The following is a 21,479-nucleotide window of genomic DNA, read 5'->3' as shown; positions in this document are numbered from 1 at the left end:
ACACCGAGGATGCGGCACCGCACATGGCGGTCGCTGGCCTGGATCTCGCCGAGCGTTCTGCTCATCATCGCGGTGATCACGCTGCCCGCACTGCGCATGGTGTGGACGTCGCTGCAGCTCACCGACGAGACCGGGGTGAGCCACGGGTTCGCCGGGCTGGCCAACTACCGCCGCCTGCTCGCCGAACCGGCGCTGGTCAACGTCCTGAGCAACACGGTGGTGTGGGTGCTGCTCGTGGTCGGCGTGTCCATCGTCGCCGCGCTCGGCCTGGCACAGCTGCTGAACAAGCGGTTCTTCGGGCGGCGCCTGGTGCGCTGGGCGCTGATCGTGCCGTGGGCGACCTCGCTGGTGATGACCTCGACGGTGTGGCGGTACATGCTCGAAGGCGGCAACGGGATCGTCAACCGGTTCCTGATGGACCTCGGCGTGATCAGCGCGCCGATCGGCTGGTACCAGGATCCCCGGTACGCCTTCTGGTCGGTGGTCGGGGTGGGAATCGTGGTGACCATCCCGTTCACCACCTATGTTCTGCTGGCCGGGTTGCAGGCGATCGATCCGCAGGTGTACGAGGCCGGAAAGCTGGACGGCGCGGGGCCGTGGAAGACATACCGATACATCACCCTGCCGCTGCTCCGCCCGGCCCTGGTGATCGCCACGATCCTGGTCACCATCTACGTGTTCAACTCGTTCCCGGTGATCTGGGTCATCACCGGGAGCAACCCGGGGAACTTCTCGGACATCACCCTCACCTGGGCGTACAAGATCGCTTTCCGGCAGCAGCTGAACACCGGGGAGGGAGCCGCGCTTTCGGTGTTCAACGTCCTGATACTCATCGTCGTGGTGCTGCTGTACCTGCGTGCGGTCAACGGTGACAAGGAACGGCAGACGTGGCTGGGCCGCGCCTGGGCGGCGCTGACCGAGCGGCTGGGCCGGCGATGGAGCCGGCGGCCTCCGGCGGGCCCCGTCCCGGTGGTGGCGCCCGGCCGGGCGGACCGGGGGGTGTGGCGGCGGGTGCGCCCGGTGGCGCTGCCGCTTGCCGGGCTGGTCGTCGCGGCGTTCTTCCTGGCCCCGTACGCGGTGATGTTCCTGGCCTCGTTCAAGGACGGCGCCGACCTCTACGCGGTGCCCGCCACCTACCTGCCGCAGCACTGGGAGTGGAGCAACTGGGTGAAGGTGTGGGACGTGCTGCCGCTCACCATGTTGCTGCGCAACAGCCTGATCATCGCGGCCGCCTCGACCGCGCTGGTCATGGTGATCGCGGTGCCGGCCGCGTACTACACCGCTCGCAACCGGTTCACCGGCAGGACCGGTTTCCTGAACCTTGTGCTGATCACGCAGGTCCTCGCCCCGGTCGCCCTGGTCGTCGGCATCTACCAGGAGGTCGTCTACGTCGACGGGGTCAACCAGTACTGGGCGATCGTCGTGGTCAACGCGGCGTTCAACCTCGCCTTCGTCACCTGGATCATGAACGGCCAGTTCGCCGGCGTCGACTTCGCGATCGAGGAGGCGGCCATGATGGAGGGGCTCGGGCCGATGCGCCGGATGCTGCGCATCATGCTGCCGGTGGTGCGCCCGGGGCTGGTGACCGCGCTGGTCTTCACCTTCATCCAGGTGTGGAACGAGTTCGTCATCTCGCTGACCGTCTTCAACGACCCGACCCATGAGCGGGTCACCCTGCCGGTCGGCATCCAGCAACTGGTCGGCCTCAACCAGACCAACTACCAATACCTCTTCGTCGCCTCGCTGATAGCGACGGTGCCCGTCGTGGTGCTGTTCATCACCGTCGAGCGGCATCTGGTGGGAGGACTGACCGCGGGGAGCGTCAAATGATCGAACTGACCGCCGGGGCCGCCGCCGTCCGGGTGGACCCCGAAGACGGCGGCCGCCTGACCTCCCTGCGAGTGGGCGACGCGGAGCTGCTGGGCGCCGGTGGCGCGGGCCCCGCCGGCCTGGACCGGATCATGTACGGCAGTTTCCTGATGGCGCCGTTCGTCGGCCGGTTGGAAGGGGCCCGGTTCACCTTCGCCGGGCGGGAGTGGACGGTACCGGCGAACCTCGCCCCGCACGCCCTGCACGGTCTCGTCTTCGACCGCCCCTGGACCGTCGACGGCACCGCGACCCTCGGAGCGGCCGTCGGCATCGAGCTGGACGGGCGATGGCCGTTCGGCGGCGCCGTACGGCAGGAGTTCGAGCTGACGCCGGACGCGCTGACGGTACGCGCCACGGTGACCAACGAACGCCGCGCCATGCCGGCGATCGTCGGTTTCCACCCGTGGTTCGCGCGCAGGATCGACGGCGGGCCGGAGCTCGCCTACCGCTTCGAACCCGGTCTGCGCTATGTCTGTGACGAGGACGGCATCCCGCGGCATCTGTCCGCCTCCACCGGCCCGCGGCCGTGGGACGACTCCTTCACCGCCGTCGCGAGCCCGCCGGTCCTTCGCTGGCCCACGCTTGACCTGACCGTCGCCAGTGCGGCCGGTCACTGGATCGTCTGTGAGACCAAAGCCGACGCCGTCTGCGTCGAACCACTGTCCGGGCCGGTCAACGGCCTGAACACCGACCACTACCAGATCGTCGAGCCCGGAGCACCGTTGCGTTTCTCGATGACGCTGCACTGGACCGCACGACAGCCAACCGACAGGAAGACGACATGACCGTCTTGGATTCGTTCTCGTTGCAGGGCAAGGTGGCCGTGGTCACCGGAGCCAGCCGTGGCATCGGCCGGGCCCTGGCCCAGGCACTGGGTGAGGCGGGGGCGGCGGTCGCGGTGACCGCCCGCACCGTCGAGGCCGCCGAGCGAGCGGCCGGTGAGCTCCAGGCGTCCGGGATCACCGCGTTGCCCGTCGGTCTTGAGGTGACCGATCCGGTCCAGGTCGATCGGATGGTCGAGCTGGTCGGCGAGCGGCTCGGCCCGATCGACGTACTGGTCAACAACGCCGGCATCAGCATCGGCCGGGCGGCTCTGGACACCCCCGACGAGCTCTGGCGCGAGGTGCTGGCCACCAACCTGGACGGGGTCTGGTACTGCAGCAAGGCGGTCGGCGCGCGGATGGCCGAGCGGGGCGGCGGAAGCATCGTCAACATCGGCTCCATGTCGGCCATGATCGTCAACCGGCCCCGGTGGCAGCCCGCGTATCTGGCCTCCAAGGCGGCGGTGCACCAGCTGACCAAGGCTCTGGCCGCCGAGTGGGCACCGTACGGGATACGGGTCAACGCGCTCGCCCCCGGTTACATCCTCACCGAGGCGTCCCCCGTGGACCAGCCGGAGTACCGCGAATGGTGCGTCGAGCCCGCCGCGATGAAGCGGTACGGCCTGCCTGAGGAACTCGGCCCGGCGGTGGTCTTCCTGGCAGGCCAGGCCTCCAGCTTCATGACGGGCTCGGTGGTGGTGATCGACGGCGGATTCACCCTCTTCTAGGAGCGGCGGAGGCTTTCCAGGAGCGGCGCAAGCGAGCGGACAACGAGCGGCATGGCGCAGGAGGCGCCGGGGACTCGGATCCGGGAGCCACGGGCGCCGCGTACGCCCCCGGCGGCGCGGCGTCACCGCGACGGAAGACGCAGGGCGAACGTCGTGCGGACGCCCGGCACGCTGGCGACCGTGGCCGTGCCGCCGTGCGCCTCGGCCAGGTTGCGCACGATGGCCAGTCCGAGCCCGCTGCCGCCGGTCTGGCGGTTACGGGACTTCTCCGCCCGCCAGAACCGGTCGAAGACATGGGGGAGGTGCTCGGCGCCGATCCCGATCCCCGTGTCGGTCACCTCGACGACGACCTGGTCGCCGTCCTGACGGGCGCCCAGCGTGATGTGCCCGCCACGTGGGGTGTAGCGCAGGGAGTTGGTCACCAGGTTGCCGACGGCCTGGCGGAGCCGTACCGGATCCGCGGTCAGCGGGGGGTCGCCGGTGACCGTCGTGGTCAGCGTGAGCCCGGCGGCCTCGGCCCGGCCACGGTGGGCGGTGGCCACCTGGTCGAGAAGGTCGCCGAGGTGGACGGGCTCGACGTGCAGACGGAGTTTGCCCGCGTCGGCGAGGGCGAGCTCCTGGAGGTCGTCGACGATGTGCTGCAACAGCAGGGTCTCCTCGACCAGTGAGGCGATCAGCGCGGGGTCCAGCTCGGCGACGCCGTCCTGGGCGGCCTCCAGCCAGCCTCTGAGGTTGCTCAGCGGTGTGCGCAACTCGTGGGAGACGTCGCTGACCATGGCCTTGCGCTGCTCCTCCATGCGCTGGAGGTGTTCCGACATCTCGTTGAACGCCGTGGCGAGCTCGCTGATCTCGCCGGTGGTCCTGACCGTGACGCGGGCGGAGCTGTCCCCGTCGCGCATCCGCTGCGCGGCGTGGGTGAGCGCGTTGACCGGTCTGACCAGGCGTCTGGCCGCCATGACGCTCACGCCCACGGTCAGCACGAGCACGAGGAGGGCGGCACCGGCGATCGAGGGCAGCGGGATGCGCTGGCCGGAGCCCTCGGCGGGGGAGCCGATGTACAGGTACGCCGCGGGGGCGACGTAGGGATCGAGCTGTTGCCTGCGGGCGGTGACGATGCAGGAGGAGATCGTCTGGTCGGGTTCGGCGGCCGGCTGTCTCTCCTGGGAGACCCAGGTGAGGTCGAGGCCGACCGAGCCCTTTTCCTCGCTCTTGCCCTTGAGACACCTGCCGACCAGGAGGTTGAGCTGTTTCAGCGCGGTCTTCTCGCTGCGCGTCGGCCTGCTGAGGGCGGTGGCGTCGCAGGGGCCCATCACGGTGGGAGCCTCGGTCGGGGCCGGTCTCGGCGCCGGGGTCGGCTCCCGACCGCCCCCCTGGCCGAGCGGCGTGACGACGGGCCTGCCGGAGTTCGAGACGTCCACCCGTACGGCCTGCCCGGTGCGGCCCGCGCAGGCGGCGTAGGTGTCGGCGGCCTTCCTCAGCCGGGCGCGATCACGGGCCGACAGCAGGAAAGGACCCACCGCGCGTGGGTCGATACGGTCCTTGGCCGCCTCCGGTACCAGGGTCACGTCCACGGCCAGCGGGTCGACGACGGCCGAGACCCTGGCGGGCAGCGCGGTCCCGGTGGCCGCCGAGTCCGCGATGAGGGCGCCGTTCTCGGTGACCAGCGCGATACGGCGGTTGTTCTGGGCGGCGAGGTCGCGCAGGGTCGTGGCGACGCCCGACCAGTCCGAGTGACGGGAGGCGTAACCGAGAAGGCTGTTGTTGATCCGGGCGTCGCTGGCCAGCGTCTGGCCCTGCTCCTGCCGGATGGCGCCGGAGGTGCTGCTGGCGGCCAGCCACGCGGTCGCCGTGATCGAGCAGACCGCGACGACGGCGGAACTCGTGAGCAACCTGGCGAACAACGACCTCATGCGCGGGTCAGTTTGTAGCCGACGCCGTACACGGTCAGCAGCCGGACCGGGCGGCGCGGGTCAGGCTCGATCTTCTTGCGCAGGTTCATCACGTGCACGTCGACCGTGCGTTCGGTGATGAACCTGTCGAAGCCGTGGACGCGCTCAAGCAGCTGCTTCCTGGTGAACACCCGCTCCGGCTCGGCGGCCAGCGTCTCGATGATCCGGAACTCGACGGGTGTGCAGTCCACCGGTGTGTCCGCCGAGGTGACGACGTGCCTGACCGGGTCCACGAGGAGGTCGCCCGCCTGGAACACCTGCCGGTCGGCGCCGTGGGACCTCCCGGTGCGGCGCAGCAGGGTCCGCACGCGGGCCATCAGCTCACGCGGGCTGTACGGCTTGGCGACGTAGTCGTCGGCGCCGAGGTCGAGTCCCAGCAGCAGGTCGTCCTCGGTCGACCTGGCGGTCAGCATCAGGATCGGCAGGTCGGACTCGGCACGCAGCACCCGGCAGACGTCCAGCCCGTCGACCTTCGGCATCATCACGTCGAGCACCACGAGGCCGGGATCCGTCCGCCGTGCCTCGTCGATGGCGGAACGACCGTCGTGCACGACGAGGACCTCGTGGCCCTCCTGCTCCAGATACCGGCTGAGCAGTTCGGCCTGCTTGGGGTCGTCCTCGGCGACCAGCACGTACGCGCACATGGGCCGAGGTTATGCCCCTGCCGGGGGTGCATATGGGATTCGCATGACAACCAAACAGGTTTCACACATTCTCTCGCCAAGCTGCGGCAGGTGAGAACCAACCTGCTTCGCACGGCCGCCGCGGCGGCACTCGCCTTCCTGCTGACCGGCTGCGCGGGCGACACGAGCAGCGCCGTACGGCCGGAAACGGCGAGCGGAGTGAACCGTGCCACACGGTCCGAGCCGATGGGCGACGTGAGCCGTGCCACACGGCCCGGACCGGCGGGCGGTGTCAGCTCGAAGATCGCGAGCGTCAGGGGATCCCGGATCACGGTCTACGGAGCCAAGGAGGGGGCGCGGACGAGGACGATCACGAGCCCCAACGACTACGGCGCGACGCGTGTATTCCTGGTGGAACGTGACGAGGGCGAGTGGCTCCAGGTACTGCTGCCGATCCGGCCGAACGGCAGCAAGGGCTGGATCAAGGCCGCCGACGTGACGCTCGCGGAGACCGCCCACCGGGTGGAGATCGATCGCGGGGCGTTCAGGTTCACGGTCTACGACGGGGACAGGGCCGTCAGGACGGGCAGGGTCGCGACGGGCGAAGCGGGCACACCGACGCCGCCGGGCCGGTACTTCCTCACCGAGCTGGTGAGGCCCGTCGACCAGGACGGGGCCTACGGCGCCTACGCCTTCGGGCTGAGCGGCTTCTCACCGGTGCTGAGGAGCTTCGCGGGAGGCCCGGGGCAGCTCGCGATCCACGGGACGAACAAGCCTTCGGCCATCGGTACGCGGGCCAGTCACGGCTGCGTCCGGGTCAGCGACGACGACATCACCTGGATGGCGAAGAACCTGGCGATCGGTACTCCGGTCGTCGTACGGGGCTGAGGCCCGACTCGAAATGAACAGGGGAAACCTATGAAGATCAAAGCAATGCTCGTGGGCATCGGCGCGGCGCTGGCCCTGACCGCGGGTCTCGGGGGCCTCGCGGGCACGGCCGCGGCCGACCAGAAGCCGTCCGTCACGTCCGCCCCGGCACCGGCCAAGGAGCGGCCCACGTCCGCCCCGGTACCGGCCGAGGACCGGCCCACGGCGGCTCCGGTGCCCGCCGACGAACGGCCCTCGGTCAGGAAGGCCGGTCCGCAGGAGCCCGTCGTCGTCAGGCCGTCCTACACCGGCTGACCGAAGCGCGGCGCCGCGGCCACCGGGCCGGCGGCGCCGCGCCCCGGCGTCCGCGGGTCCCGCCGCTGACCCGGCGGCGCCGCCGTACCCTCCCCGGCAGGCCCGATGCGGGCCCTCGCCGTCCGGTCGCGCCCCGTCGGCATGCAACTTTTCTCCAGGAATGCGCGTCTCACCCTTATGGGATTGTTGTTTCGCGGCACCGCTGCAGTCGTCGCCCTCTTCGTCGCCGCGGAGCCGGCCGTCGCCCACGCCGTGGCGCCGGCCGGACAGTGGAGTGTCGTCCACGACGACCGCCGCGCCTCCTACGACGCGGTGACGGTGACGCCGGGCGGGGCGGTCTGGGTCGCCGGGACGAGGGGCTCGGAGCAGCTCCTGCTGAAGGGCGGCCGGTCCGCCTTCAAACGTGTCACCGGGCCGGGCTTCCGGGTGAAGCGGCTGGCGTCGGCCTCCGACACCAGGGTCTGGGCGTTCGGCGCGTCGCGATACGCCCGGTGGGACGGCAGGCGCTGGCAGGTCAGGCCGTGGAGCCACGGCCGGGTGGACCGGGCCTACTCCATCGGGGAGAACCTGTGGGTCGTCGAGAACACCAACGTGTTCCCGAAGGCCGGCGCCGCCGGGTGGAAGGCGCGGTCCACACTGCGGCGCCTGGCCGGGTCGGTGTGGCGTAAGGTCCCCACGCCGATCGTGGTCAAGGGACTCGACGGCTCGTGGGCGGCGGGCTCGGCGCGGGGCACGGCGGCTCTGGCCCACTGGACCGGTAAGGCCTGGCGCGCGGTCGAGCTTCCTGCGCTCCCGACCGCGCGTCCGGGTCAGATCTCGGAGCTGACGGATGTCGCGATGGACGGCGAGACCGGCCGGGTGATGGCCGTCGGCTGGGCCGCCTGGCCGTGCGGCGGTGCGAAGTTCTGCGGGGAGACCCTGCTGCTGTCCGGCTACCCGGGCAGCTGGAACTTCGAGGTCCGTGGCGAACCGGGCATCCAGCCGCGCGCCCAGGCCGAGCCCGACGGCAGAGGCGGGGCCTGGGTCGTCTACGACGACAAGGGCGGAGGCAGCGCGTTCCTGCACATCGGCGTCGACGGCGTCGAGCCGGGCGTCTTCCCGGCGCCGCCGAACCGGAACGCGTCCGTCCGCGACCTCGCGATCCAGCTGGAGAGCGGCGGTTCCGGCTGGGCGGTCGGCGCGGCGCCCTCCGGCCGTGACGGCCTGATCTGGGCCTACCGCCGCTGAGCTTCTCGTACCGGCCGGCGGCCCGGAGGGGACTCCGGGCCGCCGGTCACCTCGCCGACTCCGCCGCGAGCAGGGCCGCCCCGAGCTGTACGGCGACCAGCGCGCGGATCGGGATCGGGGTGGCCGTCGCGTCGGCTTCGGCCTCGGTGAACCAGGCGTCGAAGAGCGCCTTCACGCGGGCGCGCTCGGCCCGGATGGCAGGGGTCACGTTTCCCGCGGCGATCTCGGCGTCCAGCAGGCGCAGGCATGTTCCGCCGTACCTCAGCCGCATGCTGTGCGCGACCTGCCGGCTGCCGACCACCTCGGCCACCGTGGCGGGCCGGTCCGCGCCGGGCAAGGAGTCCCACTCGGAGAGGAAGTCCTCGTAGGTGTCGAGGAAGTCCTGCAGGGCGCGGCGGAACGGTGAATGCACCGTCAGGTCCGCCCTGACCGCCGACATGGACCGCGCCAGCTCGGTGATGAGTGCGCGCTGCGCGGTGAGACCGGCCTGGAGCGTCTCGCCGTACCCCTGGCCGGTCGGGGTCTCGTCGGCGACGCGGGGGTCGGCCCAGTAGGGCAGCTCGGTCACCAGGTGCAGGGCTCCGAAGCGTTCGGCGTAGTCGACGCTTCCGCCGCCGATGCCGTAGACCGGCCCCAGCTCGGCGCCTCTGGGGGTCCGGTAGGCGGCGGGGCCGATCGGGACGGCACTCGGCACCTCGGGCGGCCCCATGTGCAGGGGCAGTCCCTGGGCGGTCGCGATGGCGGTCAGGCGGGCGGCGAGCGCGGGGTCGTCCTTGCTGAGGTAGTAGAACGCGCCTTGGAGCTCACCGTTGTGCAGGGAGTAGACGAAGGTGGGCCTGACCTCGTCCATCAGCCGCATCAGCGCCTCGGTCTCGGGCAGCGTGCGGTCGAAGAAGTAGTCCTCGCCGGTCAGCGGGAAGGTCCACTCGACCTGGTCGGCCTCGGCGGGGCGGTAGAAGTGCTCGGCGTAGGCGCGGCGGTCGCTCGGCCGGGTGTACCAGCCCTCGTTGAGCCGGGCCCCGTCGGGGTCGACACACGGGATGAGGTGCCAGCGGTAGCCGAGGCCCTCGCGCAGTGAGGCGTCCTCGACGAGCTGGCGCAGCAGGTTGCTGACGGTGAGCGAGCCGATGGGCTCGTTGGGGTGGGGGCCGCCGATGATCACGGCATCGTGGGGGCCGGAGCCGACGGTCGCCACACGCAGCGGTTCACCCAGGCGGGAGGTGCCGATGCGGCGCAGCCGTACCAGGTCGGGGTGGGCGGCGGCGAGTTCGTCGAGTTCGGCGTGCATCCGGTCCACGGTCGGGAACGCGGTGTAGTCGGGCACCCGGCTCATGTACAGGTCGACGTTCATCTTCGGCCTCCTGATAATCTGGATTATTCTAGTAAACCAGATTATTGTTTGCCGGACAGCAGACGAGGAGAGGTCGACGCCATGCGGCTGACCAGGGCGGAGAGCAAGGCGGCAAACAGGCGCGCGCTGATCGACGCGGCGCGTGAGGTCGTCGGGAAGGAGGGCTCACAGGCGAAGCTGGAGCACATCGCCGAGCTGGCCGGCCTGACGACGGGGGCGGTCTACTCGCTGTTCGGCGGCAAGAACGACCTGATGGTCGCCATGGTCGAGGACTACACCGGCCCGCTCGACCTGCGGCAGATCGAGGCCTGCGGCCCGGGGCTGTCACTGGAGGAGGTCGTGGCGGAGGTCGCCCGCCGGTTCCAGCGGATGTCGGCCGATCCGGACGCCGTGGGAAAGCTGCTGTTCGAGACGCGCGTGCTCGACCTCGTGCTCAACGACCCGGAGCTGCTGGGCAAACTCAACGCCTCGATCAGGTCGACCGAGGTCGGCCTCGCCGCGCTGTTCACCGGCCGCGGGCACGACGGGGCACCTGTCACGGAGAAGCAGGCCGTGCGCCTGGCCCGTGCGCTCAAGGGCCTGCTGTCCGGGCTCGGGCAGAGCGTCGTGCTCGGTGTCCACGAAGGCTCCGAGGAGTTCTTCGTCGACGCCGCGCACGCCCTGATCACGCCGAAGGTGCTCGGGCCCGCCTAGCCGGGCCGCGGGTCGGGGAACGCGCGGCCGTACACCAACCCCCCCACCCGAAAGGCACGACCATGTCCCGATCCGGCTTTGGCATCATCGGCGCGCCGGTGTTGTTCATCGGCGTCTTCCAGTTGCTGGAGATGATGCTGTCGCCGGCCCTCCCGCTCATCCAGCGGGAGCTGGCCGCCTCACCCACCGAGATCGCGTGGATCTTCACGGGCGGGCTGATCAGCTCGGCGATCAGCACCCCGATCGTCGGCCGCCTGGCCGACACCTACGACAAACGCGCCCTGCTGCTCACCCTGATGGCGGTCACCGGCGCCGGAGCCCTCGTCTCCGCGCTGGCGCCCAACGCGCTCGTGCTGATCTGCGGCCAGGCGGTGCAGGGCGTCTGGCTCGGCGTGCTGCCGCTGACCGTCGGCCTGTTCCGCGACACCCTCGCACCCGAGCAGGGCGCCACCGGCAACGGCCTGGTCATCGGCGTCGGAGCCCTGGCCAGCGCGCTCGGCCTCGTCCTCGCCGGGCCGCTCACCTCGGCACTGGGCTACCGGTGGCTGTTCCTGCTGACCCTGGCCGGTGCGCTGGTGGCGGCGCTGTGGGCCTGGCGCACGGTACCGGCCACACCCCGCGCGGCCTCCGGGAGCGTCGACTGGGCGGGCGGGTTGCTGCTCGGCGGCGGGCTCGCCCTGCTCATGCTGGGCCTCACCACCTCCGCGAGCTGGGGCTGGGCGGCCCCCGCCACCGTTGCCCTGCTCGCGGCCGCGGTGCTGACGCTGGGCCTGTGGGCGGCCGTCGAACTCCGCTCCGGCGACCCGCTCGTGGATCTGAGGCTGCTGGCCGGGCGTTCCCCGGCCGGGGTGACCGCGATGGGGTTCGTGTTCGGCTTCTCCTCCTTCGGGCTGGCGGTCGCGCTGCCGATGATGTTGTCGCTGCCCGTGGAGACCGGCTACGGCCTGGGCGCCGACACCCTGCGGATCGGCCTGTACATGTTCCCGCTGGGCGTCGCGGGCACCCTGGTCGCGCCGCTGGTCGGGCCGATGACCAGGTTGCTCGGGCGGCGCGCCGTGCTGGTGCTCGGAAGCGGGCTCGTCCCGGCGGGCACCGCCATGCTCGCCTTCTGGCACGCCTCCCCGTGGCAGATCGTGGCCGGGGTGACGGTCGTGGGACTGGGCGTCTCCATCGGTCTCACCTCCGCGCTCAACGTCGTGGCCGCCGACGTGCCCGCCGACCGGGCGGCCGGGGTCAGCGGCGTGGTCTTCGTCGCCAAGAGCGTCGGCGGCACCTTCGGGGCGCAGCTCGGCGGCATGGTGCTGGCGTCAGGCGCCGTCGCGGGGGTCCCCGCGGAGAGCGGCTTCCTCAAGACCTACCTGCTCTCCGCGCTGCTCGGCCTGCTCGCCGTCGGCGCGGCCCTGGTGATCCCCGCCGCCGCGCGGCACACCCGGGACGGCCACCCGGATCCGGGTCCGACGGCGAAGGCCGCCGCCCCCCGGGGATGAGAACCTCGCAACGGCCGCCTGCGGGCTTACGAGGACGAAGACGGCGCCCGGGACTCGGATGGTGGGTCCCGGGCGCCGTCTCGTGTGAAAGGTCAGCCCTGGTGCGGGTAACGGTGGTCGGTCGGGGCGACGAAGGTCTCCTTGATCGTGCGGGCGTTCACCCAGCGGATCAGGTTGAAGATCGACCCGGCCTTGTCGTTGGTGCCCGAGGCGCGGGCGCCGCCGAAGGGCTGCTGGCCGACGACCGCCCCGGTCGGCTTGTCGTTGACGTAGAAGTTGCCCGCCGCGAAGCGCAGGCGCTCGGAGGCAGAGGCGATCGCGTAGCGGTCCTGGGCGATGACCGAACCGGTCAGCGCGTACGGCGAGACGCTCTCCATCTGGTCGAGGACCGTGTCGAAGTCGGCGTCGTCGTAGACGTGCACGCCGAGGATCGGCCCGAAGTACTCCTTGACGAAGATCTCGTCGGTCGGGTCGCCGGAGACCAGGACGGTCGGCTTGACGAAGTAGCCGGTCGAGTCGTCGTAGGAGCCGGTCAGCACCTCGATCGAGTCGAGTTCGCGGGCCCGGTCGATCGCGGCCTTGTGCTTGGCGAAGGCCCGCTCGTCGATGACCGCGCCCATGAAGGTGGACAGATCGGCGGCCACGTCGCCGATGGTCAGCGACTCGGCCCTGCCGACGAGGTCGTCACGGATCGCCGCCCAGACGGACCGGGGGACGTAGGCGCGCGAGGCCGCCGAGCACTTCTGCCCCTGATACTCGAAGGCGCCCCTGACCAGCGCGGTGGTCAGCACCGCCGGGTCGGCGGAGGGGTGCGCGAGCACGAAGTCCTTGCCGCCGGTCTCGCCGACCAGCCGGGGGTAGGACCGGTAGGAGGCGATGTTGGTGCCGACCGTCGCCCACAGGTGCTGGAAGGTCGCGGTCGAGCCGGTGAAGTGGATGCCCGCCAGCTGCGGGTGGGTGGTCGCGACCTCGGAGACGGCGGAGCCGTTGCCGGTCACCATGTTGATGACACCGGGCGGCAGGCCCGCCTCCTCCAGCAGGCGCATGGTGAAGTGCGCGGCGAACTGCTGGGTGGGGGAGGGCTTCCAGACGACGACGTTGCCCATCAGGGCGGCCGACGTCGGCAGGTTCCCGGCGATGGCGGTGAAGTTGAACGGCGTGATGGCCAGGACGAAGCCCTCAAGCGGGCGGTACTCCATCCGGTTCCACACCCCGGGCGAGGAGGCGGGCTGGTCGCTGTAGAGCTGACGCGCGTAGGCCACGTTGAAGCGCAGGAAGTCGATCAGCTCGCACGCCGAGTCGATCTCGGCCTGCTGGACCGACTTCGACTGGCCGAGGATCGTGGCGCCGTTGAGCGTCTTGCGGTACGGCCCGGCCAGCAGGTCGGCCGCCTTGAGGAAGATCGCGGCCCGCTCGTCGAACGACAGGGCCCGCCAAGCGGGAGCGGCGGCCAGCGCGGCGTCGATCGCGGCCCGCACGTCGTCGGCGGTCGCCTCAGCCGTACGGCCGAGCACCGAGGCGTGGTTGTGCGGCTGGACCACGTCGAGGAGGGCGCCACCGCCCATCCGCTGCTCGCCGCCGATCGTCATGGTCAGGTCGAGCTGGGCCCCGGTCAGCTCCTTGAGGCGGTTCTCCAGTGCGGAGCGTTCCGGGCTTCCCGGGGCGTAGCCGAGGACGGGCTCGTTGACCGGTGCCGGGACGTTGGAGATGGCATCCATCATTTGCCTCCAAGGGCGCGAAGGAAGAAGGCGATGTTGGCCGGGCGTTCGGCGAGGCGGCGCATGAAGTAGCCGTACCAGTCGTCGCCGTAGGGAACGTAGACGCGCATGGTGTGCCCGGCGCCGGCCAGGGCCTGCTGCTTGTCGGTGCGGATGCCGTAGAGCATCTGGTACTCGTAGCCGCCCCGTGAGCGGCCGAAGCGGTCGGCGAGCGTCTCGGTGATCGAGATCAGCCGGTCGTCGTGCGTGGCCACCATGGGGTATCCCTGCCCGGCCATCAGGATCCGAAGACAGCGGACGTAGGCCTTGTCGACCTCGCCCTTGTCCTGGTGGGCCACCGAGGCGGGCTCGGCGTAGGCGCCCTTGACCAGACGGACCCGCGACCCCTCGTGGGACAGGTCGCGGCAGTCGTCCTCGGTGCGGAACAGGTAGGCCTGCAGGGCGACCCCCGTGGACGGGAAGTCCCCGCGCACCGCCCGCAGGATGGAGAGGGTCGAGTCGACCGTGGTGTGGTCCTCCATGTCGAAGGTCACGCTCGACCCCACGCCCGCCGCGGCCTCGCAGATGCGGCGGGCGTTCTCCAGGGCGATCTTGTCACCGTCGGCGCCGAGCGCCTGGCCGACGGCGGAGAGTTTCACGGAGACCTCGGCGCGGGAGCCGAGATCGAGTTCACGCAGCGCGTCGAGCAGCACGACATAGGCGTTGGCGGTCGCGGCCGCGGCGTCGGCGTCCCGGGTCTCCTCGCCGAGATGGTCGATGGTGACGGCGAGATCGGCGTCGGTCAGCCGCCGGATGGCCTTGACGGCCTGCTGGACGTCCTCACCCGCCACGAAGCGGTCGACGACCTTGCGGGTCAGCGGAACGCCGGAGACCGCGCGCCGTACCAGCGGCATCCGCGACCCGGCGAGAAGAAGGGAACCGAGCATGCTTCTAGACTAAAACGGACGTTCCGTCAACCCCATGTGCATCTGCCACGACCGGTGTGATCGTATTTCATACAGATGTACAACAATGGGGGAGTGCTACAGGAGACAGTCGACGAGATCGCCGACCGGGTCGGGGCCTCGGCCACCATCGAGGACCGCTCGCTGCAGCTTCTCGCCTACGCCGCGCAGAGCGGTGACATCGACACGGTCCGCCAGGAGTCGATCCTGCGCCGCCGCGCGACCTCGGAGGTGCGTGCCTACTTCGAGGGGTACGGCATCGCGGGCGCGAAGGGGCCGGTGCGCATCCCCGCCGACGCCGAGCTCGGCGTGCTGGCCAGGGTCTGCGTGCCGCTGCGCTACCACGGTGTGACCTACGGCTACCTGTGGCTGCTCGACGACGGCACCCTCGACGACGGTACGCTCGCCTCGATCTCCGGCCTCGTGGCCCAGGCCGCCGCCACGCTCGCCCAGGACGCCCGCCGCCGTCAGCACCTGGGCAGGAGTCTGCGGGAGCTGTTCTCCTCCGACGCCGAGGAGCGCGCGCAGGCGCTGGCGCGGCTCGACGTGACGGGCCCGGTGACGGCGGTCGCGGTCAGGACCTCGCCCGACCGGGTGGCCGCCCTCTGGACGCTGCCGAGGACCGTGCTCGCCGACCCGGGGCCGCTCACCTCGGGGGAACCCGCCGCCGCCCTGCTCGTCCCCTCGGGCCAGGCGATCGAGCTGGCGTCGAGGGTCCAGGGCATGTACGGCACGGCCGCCGGGGTGGGCGGTTCGCGGGAGGACCCGGCCCAGGCCTGGCGGAGCTGGCAGGAGGCCGTACGGGCGCTCAGGGTCGCCGGGCGGGTGCCCGAGTTCGCCCCGGTCGCGGCCTGGTCCGGGCTGGGCGTCTACCGGATGCTCACCCGCCTGTCCCGGGCCGAACTGGGGGAGCTGGCAGGGGAGGTCACCGGGCTGCTCGGTGATGCGGACGCGGCCAGGACCGTCGAGGGGTACCTCGACCGGGCCGGCCACGTCCAGGAGTCCGCCGCCGCGCTCGGCGTGCACCGCCAGACGCTCTACTACCGTCTGGGCAAGGCCGAGCGGCTCACGGGCCGTGACCTGGCCGACGGACAGGAACGGCTGCTGGTCCACCTCGCCCTCAAGGCCGCCCACCTGCTCTGAGCTCCGGACCCCGCCCACGGGAGGGGGTCGAGCCGCGACCCCGGACGGCCCGCCCCGCCACCGGGCCGGGCCCCGCTCACAGGAGGGCGTCGAGGGAGCCCGAGCGCACGTGGCCGTGGAGCAGGCGCAGCAGTGAGGCCCACCGCTCCCGGTCCTCCTCGCCGAGCGGTGCCAGCAGGGCCTCGCGCACCCGCAGTTCCTCCCGGCGGGCGCGTTCGAACACCTCCCGCCCCTCGGGCGTCACGGTGAGCAGGTAGCGGCGGCGGTCGGAGGGGTCGCGTTCCCGTCCGGCCCATCCGGCCGCCACGAGCCGTTCGGCCATGTCCACCATGTCGCTGGGATCGACGCCCAGAAGGGCGCCCGCGGCCCGCTGCACGATGGGTCCGTGGTCGGTCAGGACCGCGAGCACGGCCACGTCCCAGCGGTTCAGGCCCAGCTCGGCGAAGCGTTCCGTCAGCCGTCTGCGCACGGCGAGGGCGAGGTTGGACAGAACGAAGACGTCCTGCTCCAGGAGGCTCTGGGAGAAGGGTGGAACTGTCATGCCCATACCGTAGGATAGTTCCAATCATTGGTAGTTACCAACGAATGAGGCACGACCATGGACGCACTCCATCCGCGACTGCTCGTGGATGACTTCCCCGGGACCTTCCGCTTCTACCGGGGCCTTCTTGAGGGGGTCGCCGGGGCGACCCCGGCCAGGGGCGCGGAGGAGGGTCCCTACGCCAGCTGGGACCTGGACGGGCAGACCCTCCTTTCGCTGTACGACCGCGCGGCGATGGCGGCCGACGTCGGCGCCCCCGCCCCCGCGCCGCGATCCCCGGGGCAGGACGTGACGGTCCTGGTGCTGCGGGTGCCCGCGGGCGAGGGTGTCCTGGAGGCCGCCGCCGAGACCGGTGAGCGCCACGGCGGCACCCTCGTGGCGGCCGCGCGCGCCCTCCCCGGCTGGGGGCCGACACTGCGCGCCGCCCACCTGCGTGACCCCGAGGGCAACCTGGTCGAGCTCCAGTCGTACTGACCGGAGAGGGTCACCCGAGTCCGCGCAGGAGGCGGGCGCGAGCGGGGGCGTCACCGGGGCCGCCCCGCTCGGCCAGCCGCTCGGCGACGTGGCGGCGGTGCGCCTCGTCCACGTTGCCGCCGTACTTGAACTTGCCGACGACCTCCCTGATCCTCAGCCGCAGGCCGAGGATGCCCCTGAGGCGGCGCCCGTGCACGGACGGGTCCGCGAGCGCGCCGTCCGCCTCAAGGCGGGCGAGCTGGGTCCTGAGGATCTCCGCCTTCTCCTCCGCGCCGGAGACGATCTCGGCGTCGCAGACGAGCTGGACGGCGGCGTAGTAGGTGGTGGGGACGCCCATGCGGGGGTCCTCCCCGTCCTCGGGCAGGATCTTCCACGCTCCGGGGACGTAGGCCCAGTCGCCGGCGACGGAGAGCACCACGGCGGGGTTCTCCTCGACGGCGGCCCAGATCGGGTTGGGCCTGGCCAGATGGAGCAGGACCGTGCGCTCGCCGGTGAGCAGGAACTGGGTCGGCACGACCACCGGGACCTCACGCCCCCGCCCGGCGGCGATCAGATGGCCGAACTCGTTGGCCCTGACGAACTCCAGCGCCTCGTCCTCGGTCGCCGCGTCCCATGGATGAATCAACATGCGGATAAACGTATGCCTATCCAATGGGCGGGGCAAGAAGGGCCGGGACCCTCCCCCTCCGGAGGTTCCCGGCCCGTGCCGTACGGCGGCGGCCTCAGCGCTGGACGGCCATCGCGTTCTCGTAGACCTGGACCAGCTCCTGGCCGATCCGCTCCCAGGAGTAACGCGAACGCGCCCGGTCCGCCCCCGCGAAACCGATCGCGGTGCGGCGGGTCGAGTCGGCGAGCAGCTCACGGGTGAGGCGGGCGGCCTGCGCGGGCCGGTCGGCGGGCACCAGCAGCCCGGTCACCCCGTCCACCACCGAGTCCAGGTGGGCGCCGACCGCGGAGGCGACGACCGGGACGCCGCACGCCATGGCCTCGATCGCCACGACCCCGGACGGTGCCTCCCGGGGCAGCGAGACGACCACGTCGGCGCTGCGCATCAGCTTGGGGATCGAGGAGTGCGGCACCTGGCCCAGCAGGGTGACACGGTCCTCGACGCCGACCTCCTTGGCCAGCAGCATCACCCGGTGCGCGTCGGCGTCGTGCTCCAGGTCACCGGCCGGGGATCCGCCCGCGACGACCAGCTCGGCGTCGGGGATCCCCGCCAGCGCGCGCACCGCGGTGTGCACGCCCTTGTACGGGCTCAGCGGCCCCACGTGCAGCAGCCGGGGCCGGGTGCCCCTGGCCGCCGCCGGGCCCTGGCGCCGGAAGCGCTCGACGTCGACGCCGCAGGGGATCACCGCGATGTTGCGGCGCGGCACGCCCATGCGGATCAGCGTCGACTCCTCGTCGCCGCACCCGGCGATCACCACGCTCGCCCGGCGGCCGATCGCCCGCCGCAGCTTGACCTTCCTGGCGTCCTGGCCGTCCTCGCCGCCGAAGGTCTGGGTGAACGGCACGCCGAGGCCGCTGGCCCCGGCGATGGCGGCCAGCCCGCCGGTCCAGGAGTGCGCGTGGATGACGTCGGGGCGGTCCTGGCCCCAGCGCCGCATGAGCTGCTCGCCCAGGTCGGACAGGTAGGGCAGCAGGCCGTCCTCGGGGAGGTCCTGCGCGGGGCCCGCGGGAAGGCACTCCAGCGTGACGCCGGGGGAGAGGCGGACCTTCGGCCTGTCGGCGTCGGAGTGCCTGCGGGTGTAGATCGTGACCTTGTGCTCGCGGCCGAGCTCACGGGCGACGGCCATCAGGTAGGCCCGCTGCGAGGCGAGGTCGTCCTTGCCCTGGGGGGCGGAGGGAGTGTCCGAGGAGACGAATGCGATGTTCACGGCACACCTCTGGGAGGAGATAGGCATGGAAAAGCCTGGAATCCTTCAGGGGTGCCTGCTTCTTAGGCACTCATCTGCGACGCCCATCACCATACCCAACTCCCAGACTCGGGCAAACCTCTGAATTGCCCTGAATTCCATGGGGTTGTCATACGACGCGCAGTGCGAGGATCACGATCTCGTCCCACACCCGGCCGCCGGAGAAGGCGTGCCGGTCCTCCTCGACCGCCTTGACCACGGTCGCGGGCGCCTGACCCGCGCAGCGCGCCAGCACGTCCGCCAGACGGGTCTCACCGTAGGCCTCCCCCTGGTCGTTCTGCGAGGCGACCAGCCCGTCGGAGTAGAACACCAGGGTCTGGCCCGAGGTCAGCGTGATCTCCTCGGTGAGGATCTCCGCCTCCGGGGCGATGCCGAGCGGCACGCCTCCTCCCGCGGTGAAACGCACCCCGCCGTCCGCCTGGAGCAACGCCGCCGGGTGGTGCCCGGCCCCGGCCAGCATGATCCTGCGGGCCCTGACGAACCCCGCGACGGCCATCACGAACATCCCGCTGTTCTGCGCGACCAGCGCGTGGTTCAGCCTGCGCATGGCCTCGACGGGGTCGGACTCCCACACGCTCAGCACCCGCAGCCCGTTGCGCACCATGGCGGTGACGGAGGCGGCCTCCTCGCCCTTGCCCGCGGCGCCCCCGAGCGCGAAGCCCCACCCGTCCCGCACCGGGAAGACGTCGTAGAACTCGGCGCCGACCGGGCTCGACCCCGCGTGGTAGATCGCCGCCGCCTCGACCCCCGGGATGTCCGGCAGGTTCTTGGGCACCACGCTGGTGCGCAGCGCGTCGGCCGCCTGGGAACGGGTCTGGAAACTGCGCCTGGCGCGCAGCGCGAGCCCCAGGTGAGCGCCGATCTCCTCCATCAGCCCCAGGTCGGCCAGGGAGAACGGCTCGCGGTCGCGCAGCCGTACCAGGGTGAGGGCGCCCAGCGCGCCCGCCTCGCCCTGGATCGGCACGACCAGCAGCGAGGCCGCGCCCATGACCCGCAGCAGCGGCGGTCCGCCGGGGACCTCGCCGAGCAGCGACTCGTCCTCAAGCATCTCGTGGACCACGCCCGAACCCCCGGTCAGCACGTGGGCCACGGTGGGCGCGGCCAGCGGCGTCAGCCCCTCGACGAGGCGGACCAGCTCGGTCACCGGCTTGTCGCTCGGCCCCAGCACGACCGCGCGCCTGGGCACCCCGTCACGGACCACGTCGGCGATCACCCAGTCGGCGGTCTCCGCGGCCAGCAGCCGCGCCGCCCTGGTGACGGTCACCGGCTGGCGCAGGCTCTCCTCGTCGAGCAGCAGGCGGGTCATCCTGGCCAGCAGCTCCTGGCGGCGCGCGGCGGCCATGACCAGGGACGCGTCCGAACGGTCGACCGGCCCCGGGGGGTCGCCCGCGACGTGCGCCTCCAGCGGCAGGATCACGACCGCGGTCATCTCCTGCGGCTCGCCGGGCATGGTCAGCCGGATGACCGCCAGCTGCACCGTGTGCGCGCGGCCCTGGTGGGTCAGCCGGGTCTGGAACGTCGCGCTCTGCCCTCCCTGCTGCACGGCCGTCAGGTGCGAGCGGAAGGCCGCCCGCCGCGAGACGTCGACCAGCAGCGGGAAGGACCGGCCGATCAGGTAGCCCGCCGGGCTGCCCAGCATCCGCGAGGTCTCCGCGCTGATCCGCCTGACCACCCCCGAGGCGTCGAGCACCACGACCGGCACCGGGAAGGAGCGGAAGACCTGCCGCAGCAGCTTGAGCTCCCGCTGCGAGCCGCTCTCCCGGTCGCCGGAGCGTCTGGGCGCCTTGCGCAGCTCACGCAGGGCCGACTCCAGCAGCTCACGGGCGGTGTCGAGCTCCGCCAGGGCCGCGTCGAGTGTGGACCGGGGGTCGGCGGGGTAGGCGGACCTAGCCTCGCGCAGGGAGGAAACCCTGGAGGCGAGCGCGCTCAGCGCCTGCTCCAGCGTGTTGAGGCCAATGGCGTCGGTCAATGCTCGTCCTCGTCGGCGGCCGGGGACCGGGCGGTCCCGTCGTAGACGGTACGTCACCCGGCGGGGTCGGATCGATGCGCGGTCGGATAGTGATTAAGTTAGCGAAACAGATAGGGGGACCCGCACCATGGACATGGTCACTCCCATTCTCGCCCGTGACCTCGCCGCCCTCGGCAGGGTCAGCGAGGAGACGTCGAGTGAGAGCGTGCTGCGCGGGCTGACCACCACGCTCGCGGGCGGGGTCCCCGGATGCGCGGGCGGCTCAGCCGAGCTGTGGCGGGGGGAACGCGTGGTCGTCTCCGCCTCGCACAGCGAGCTCATCCTGCTGGTCGACAGCGAGGCCGACCTGGGGGAGGGGCCCTCCGCGGAGGTCCGTGAGACCGGCCGCCCGGTGATCGTCCAGGACGTGCTGCGCGACTCCCGCTGGCCCGCCTACGCCGGGATGGCGGTCCGCTGCGGCGTCCGCACCGTGCTGTCCATGCCGATCACCGTCGAGCGCTCCGTCCTGGTTCTCGGCCTGTACGGCGTGCTCCCCGGGGTGTTCGCGGCCAGGAACGTCCCCCCGCTGGCGGACATGCTCGCCGAGCAGGTGACCGTGGCGCTGGCCAACATGTGGGACTACGACGAGGTCAGGACCGACGCGGCGCAGATGCAGGAGGCGCTGGCGGGCCGGGCGGTCATCGACCAGGCCAAGGGCATCATCATGAAGTCCAGTGGCTGCTCGGCCGAGGCCGCCTTCGACGAGCTGCGCAGGATCTCCCAGCACCACCAGGTGAAGGTGGCCGACCTGGCCAGGCTGCTGGTCGAGGAGCACCAGCGCAACCAGCGCTCCTCATGAGGCCCCAGG

20 protein-coding genes are annotated in these 21,479 nt (G+C 71.6%); 11 read left to right on the top strand and 9 right to left on the bottom strand.

The window, feature by feature from the left end:
* Positions 1 to 9 precede the first annotated feature (9 nt).
* The 3 genes from ABZ463_RS14145 to ABZ463_RS14135 are packed head-to-tail and all read left to right on the top strand — an operon-like array spanning position 10 to position 3,418.
* Entirely contained in the window at positions 10 to 1,830 is a 1,821-nt protein-coding gene (locus ABZ463_RS14145; protein ID WP_362776117.1) for an ABC transporter permease subunit, read from the top strand.
* Positions 1,827 to 2,654, top strand: coding sequence for a hypothetical protein (locus tag ABZ463_RS14140; protein ID WP_362776115.1), 828 nt, complete (start codon positions 1,827 to 1,829; stop codon positions 2,652 to 2,654). Before ABZ463_RS14145 ends, ABZ463_RS14140 begins: the two co-directional genes overlap by 4 nt.
* On the top strand, positions 2,651 to 3,418 hold the full coding sequence (locus tag ABZ463_RS14135; RefSeq protein ID WP_352011932.1) for a 3-oxoacyl-ACP reductase family protein: 768 nt from the start codon (positions 2,651 to 2,653) through the stop codon (positions 3,416 to 3,418). The genes ABZ463_RS14140 and ABZ463_RS14135 overlap by 4 nt, the downstream gene beginning before the upstream one ends.
* 122 nt (positions 3,419 to 3,540) lie before the next feature.
* Here the strand turns inward: ABZ463_RS14135 and ABZ463_RS14130 are convergent, their stop codons facing one another.
* Positions 3,541 to 5,328 (bottom strand): ATP-binding protein, encoded by a 1,788-nt coding sequence (locus ABZ463_RS14130; RefSeq protein WP_362776112.1) that lies wholly within the window; start codon positions 5,326 to 5,328, stop codon positions 3,541 to 3,543.
* Positions 5,325 to 6,011, bottom strand: a complete 687-nt coding sequence (locus ABZ463_RS14125) for a response regulator transcription factor (protein ID WP_362776110.1) — start codon at positions 6,009 to 6,011, stop codon at positions 5,325 to 5,327. Before ABZ463_RS14125 ends, ABZ463_RS14130 begins: the two co-directional genes overlap by 4 nt.
* Before the next feature lie 90 nt (positions 6,012 to 6,101).
* On the opposite strand from ABZ463_RS14125, the gene ABZ463_RS14120 reads away from it, so the two are divergent.
* The 3 genes from ABZ463_RS14120 to ABZ463_RS14110 all read left to right on the top strand — a co-directional run bounded on the left by ABZ463_RS14120 (position 6,102) and on the right by ABZ463_RS14110 (position 8,399).
* Positions 6,102 to 6,878, top strand: coding sequence for a L,D-transpeptidase (locus tag ABZ463_RS14120; RefSeq protein ID WP_362776108.1), 777 nt, complete (start codon positions 6,102 to 6,104; stop codon positions 6,876 to 6,878).
* A 30-nt stretch (positions 6,879 to 6,908) separates the two neighbouring features.
* On the top strand, positions 6,909 to 7,172 hold the full coding sequence (locus tag ABZ463_RS14115) for a hypothetical protein (protein ID WP_362776106.1): 264 nt from the start codon (positions 6,909 to 6,911) through the stop codon (positions 7,170 to 7,172).
* A 183-nt stretch (positions 7,173 to 7,355) separates the two neighbouring features.
* Positions 7,356 to 8,399, top strand: a complete 1,044-nt coding sequence (locus ABZ463_RS14110; RefSeq protein ID WP_362776104.1) for a hypothetical protein — start codon at positions 7,356 to 7,358, stop codon at positions 8,397 to 8,399.
* Positions 8,400 to 8,445: 46 nt separating this feature from the next.
* On the opposite strand, the gene ABZ463_RS14105 is transcribed toward ABZ463_RS14110, so the two are convergent.
* Positions 8,446 to 9,750, bottom strand: a complete 1,305-nt coding sequence (locus ABZ463_RS14105; RefSeq protein WP_362776102.1) for a M14 family zinc carboxypeptidase — start codon at positions 9,748 to 9,750, stop codon at positions 8,446 to 8,448.
* Positions 9,751 to 9,831: 81 nt separating this feature from the next.
* Here ABZ463_RS14105 and ABZ463_RS14100 point away from each other — a divergent pair, with 81 nt between their 5' ends.
* Together ABZ463_RS14100 and ABZ463_RS14095 are read left to right on the top strand one after the other, a co-directional pair.
* On the top strand, positions 9,832 to 10,443 hold the full coding sequence (locus ABZ463_RS14100; protein ID WP_352011939.1) for a TetR/AcrR family transcriptional regulator: 612 nt from the start codon (positions 9,832 to 9,834) through the stop codon (positions 10,441 to 10,443).
* A gap of 62 nt (positions 10,444 to 10,505) precedes the next feature.
* A complete protein-coding gene (locus ABZ463_RS14095; RefSeq protein WP_362776099.1) occupies positions 10,506 to 11,930 on the top strand; it encodes an MFS transporter in 1,425 nt (474 codons plus the stop codon).
* 92 nt (positions 11,931 to 12,022) lie between these two features.
* Here ABZ463_RS14095 and pruA read toward each other — a convergent pair whose 3' ends face one another.
* A complete protein-coding gene (gene pruA, locus ABZ463_RS14090; RefSeq protein ID WP_362776097.1) occupies positions 12,023 to 13,648 on the bottom strand; it encodes an L-glutamate gamma-semialdehyde dehydrogenase in 1,626 nt (541 codons plus the stop codon).
* Entirely contained in the window at positions 13,648 to 14,574 is a 927-nt protein-coding gene (locus ABZ463_RS14085; RefSeq protein WP_352011942.1) for a proline dehydrogenase family protein, read from the bottom strand. The genes pruA and ABZ463_RS14085 overlap by 1 nt, the downstream gene beginning before the upstream one ends.
* A 93-nt stretch (positions 14,575 to 14,667) precedes the next feature.
* On the opposite strand from ABZ463_RS14085, the gene ABZ463_RS14080 reads away from it, so the two are divergent.
* Positions 14,668 to 15,735, top strand: a complete 1,068-nt coding sequence (locus ABZ463_RS14080) for a helix-turn-helix domain-containing protein (protein ID WP_362776095.1) — start codon at positions 14,668 to 14,670, stop codon at positions 15,733 to 15,735.
* Between the two features lie 76 nt (positions 15,736 to 15,811).
* Here the strand turns inward: ABZ463_RS14080 and ABZ463_RS14075 are convergent, their stop codons facing one another.
* A complete protein-coding gene (locus ABZ463_RS14075; protein ID WP_352011944.1) occupies positions 15,812 to 16,276 on the bottom strand; it encodes a MarR family transcriptional regulator in 465 nt (154 codons plus the stop codon).
* A gap of 57 nt (positions 16,277 to 16,333) precedes the next feature.
* Here ABZ463_RS14075 and ABZ463_RS14070 point away from each other — a divergent pair, with 57 nt between their 5' ends.
* Positions 16,334 to 16,750, top strand: coding sequence for a glyoxalase/bleomycin resistance/extradiol dioxygenase family protein (locus tag ABZ463_RS14070; protein WP_362776092.1), 417 nt, complete (start codon positions 16,334 to 16,336; stop codon positions 16,748 to 16,750).
* Positions 16,751 to 16,760: 10 nt separating this feature from the next.
* Here the strand turns inward: ABZ463_RS14070 and ABZ463_RS14065 are convergent, their stop codons facing one another.
* The 3 genes from ABZ463_RS14065 to ABZ463_RS14055 form a co-directional block, all read right to left on the bottom strand.
* On the bottom strand, positions 16,761 to 17,378 hold the full coding sequence (locus tag ABZ463_RS14065) for an FMN-binding negative transcriptional regulator (RefSeq protein ID WP_362776090.1): 618 nt from the start codon (positions 17,376 to 17,378) through the stop codon (positions 16,761 to 16,763).
* A 94-nt stretch (positions 17,379 to 17,472) separates the two neighbouring features.
* Complete coding sequence (locus ABZ463_RS14060; protein ID WP_352011947.1) at positions 17,473 to 18,624, bottom strand: glycosyltransferase; 1,152 nt, start codon at positions 18,622 to 18,624, stop codon at positions 17,473 to 17,475.
* 148 nt (positions 18,625 to 18,772) lie between these two features.
* Positions 18,773 to 20,632: a SpoIIE family protein phosphatase gene (locus ABZ463_RS14055; protein WP_362776087.1), complete on the bottom strand. Its 1,860-nt coding sequence runs from the start codon at positions 20,630 to 20,632 to the stop codon at positions 18,773 to 18,775.
* 133 nt (positions 20,633 to 20,765) lie between these two features.
* On the opposite strand from ABZ463_RS14055, the gene ABZ463_RS14050 reads away from it, so the two are divergent.
* Positions 20,766 to 21,470, top strand: coding sequence for a GAF and ANTAR domain-containing protein (locus ABZ463_RS14050; protein WP_352011949.1), 705 nt, complete (start codon positions 20,766 to 20,768; stop codon positions 21,468 to 21,470).
* The last annotated feature ends 9 nt before the right edge of the window (positions 21,471 to 21,479 follow it).

The organism is Streptosporangium sp. NPDC020145 (assembly GCF_040631275.1).
GTDB lineage: Bacteria > Actinomycetota > Actinomycetes > Streptosporangiales > Streptosporangiaceae > Streptosporangium.
The sequence above is the reverse complement of the archived record's forward strand: the minus strand, read 5'-3'. Positions and strand labels throughout refer to the sequence as shown.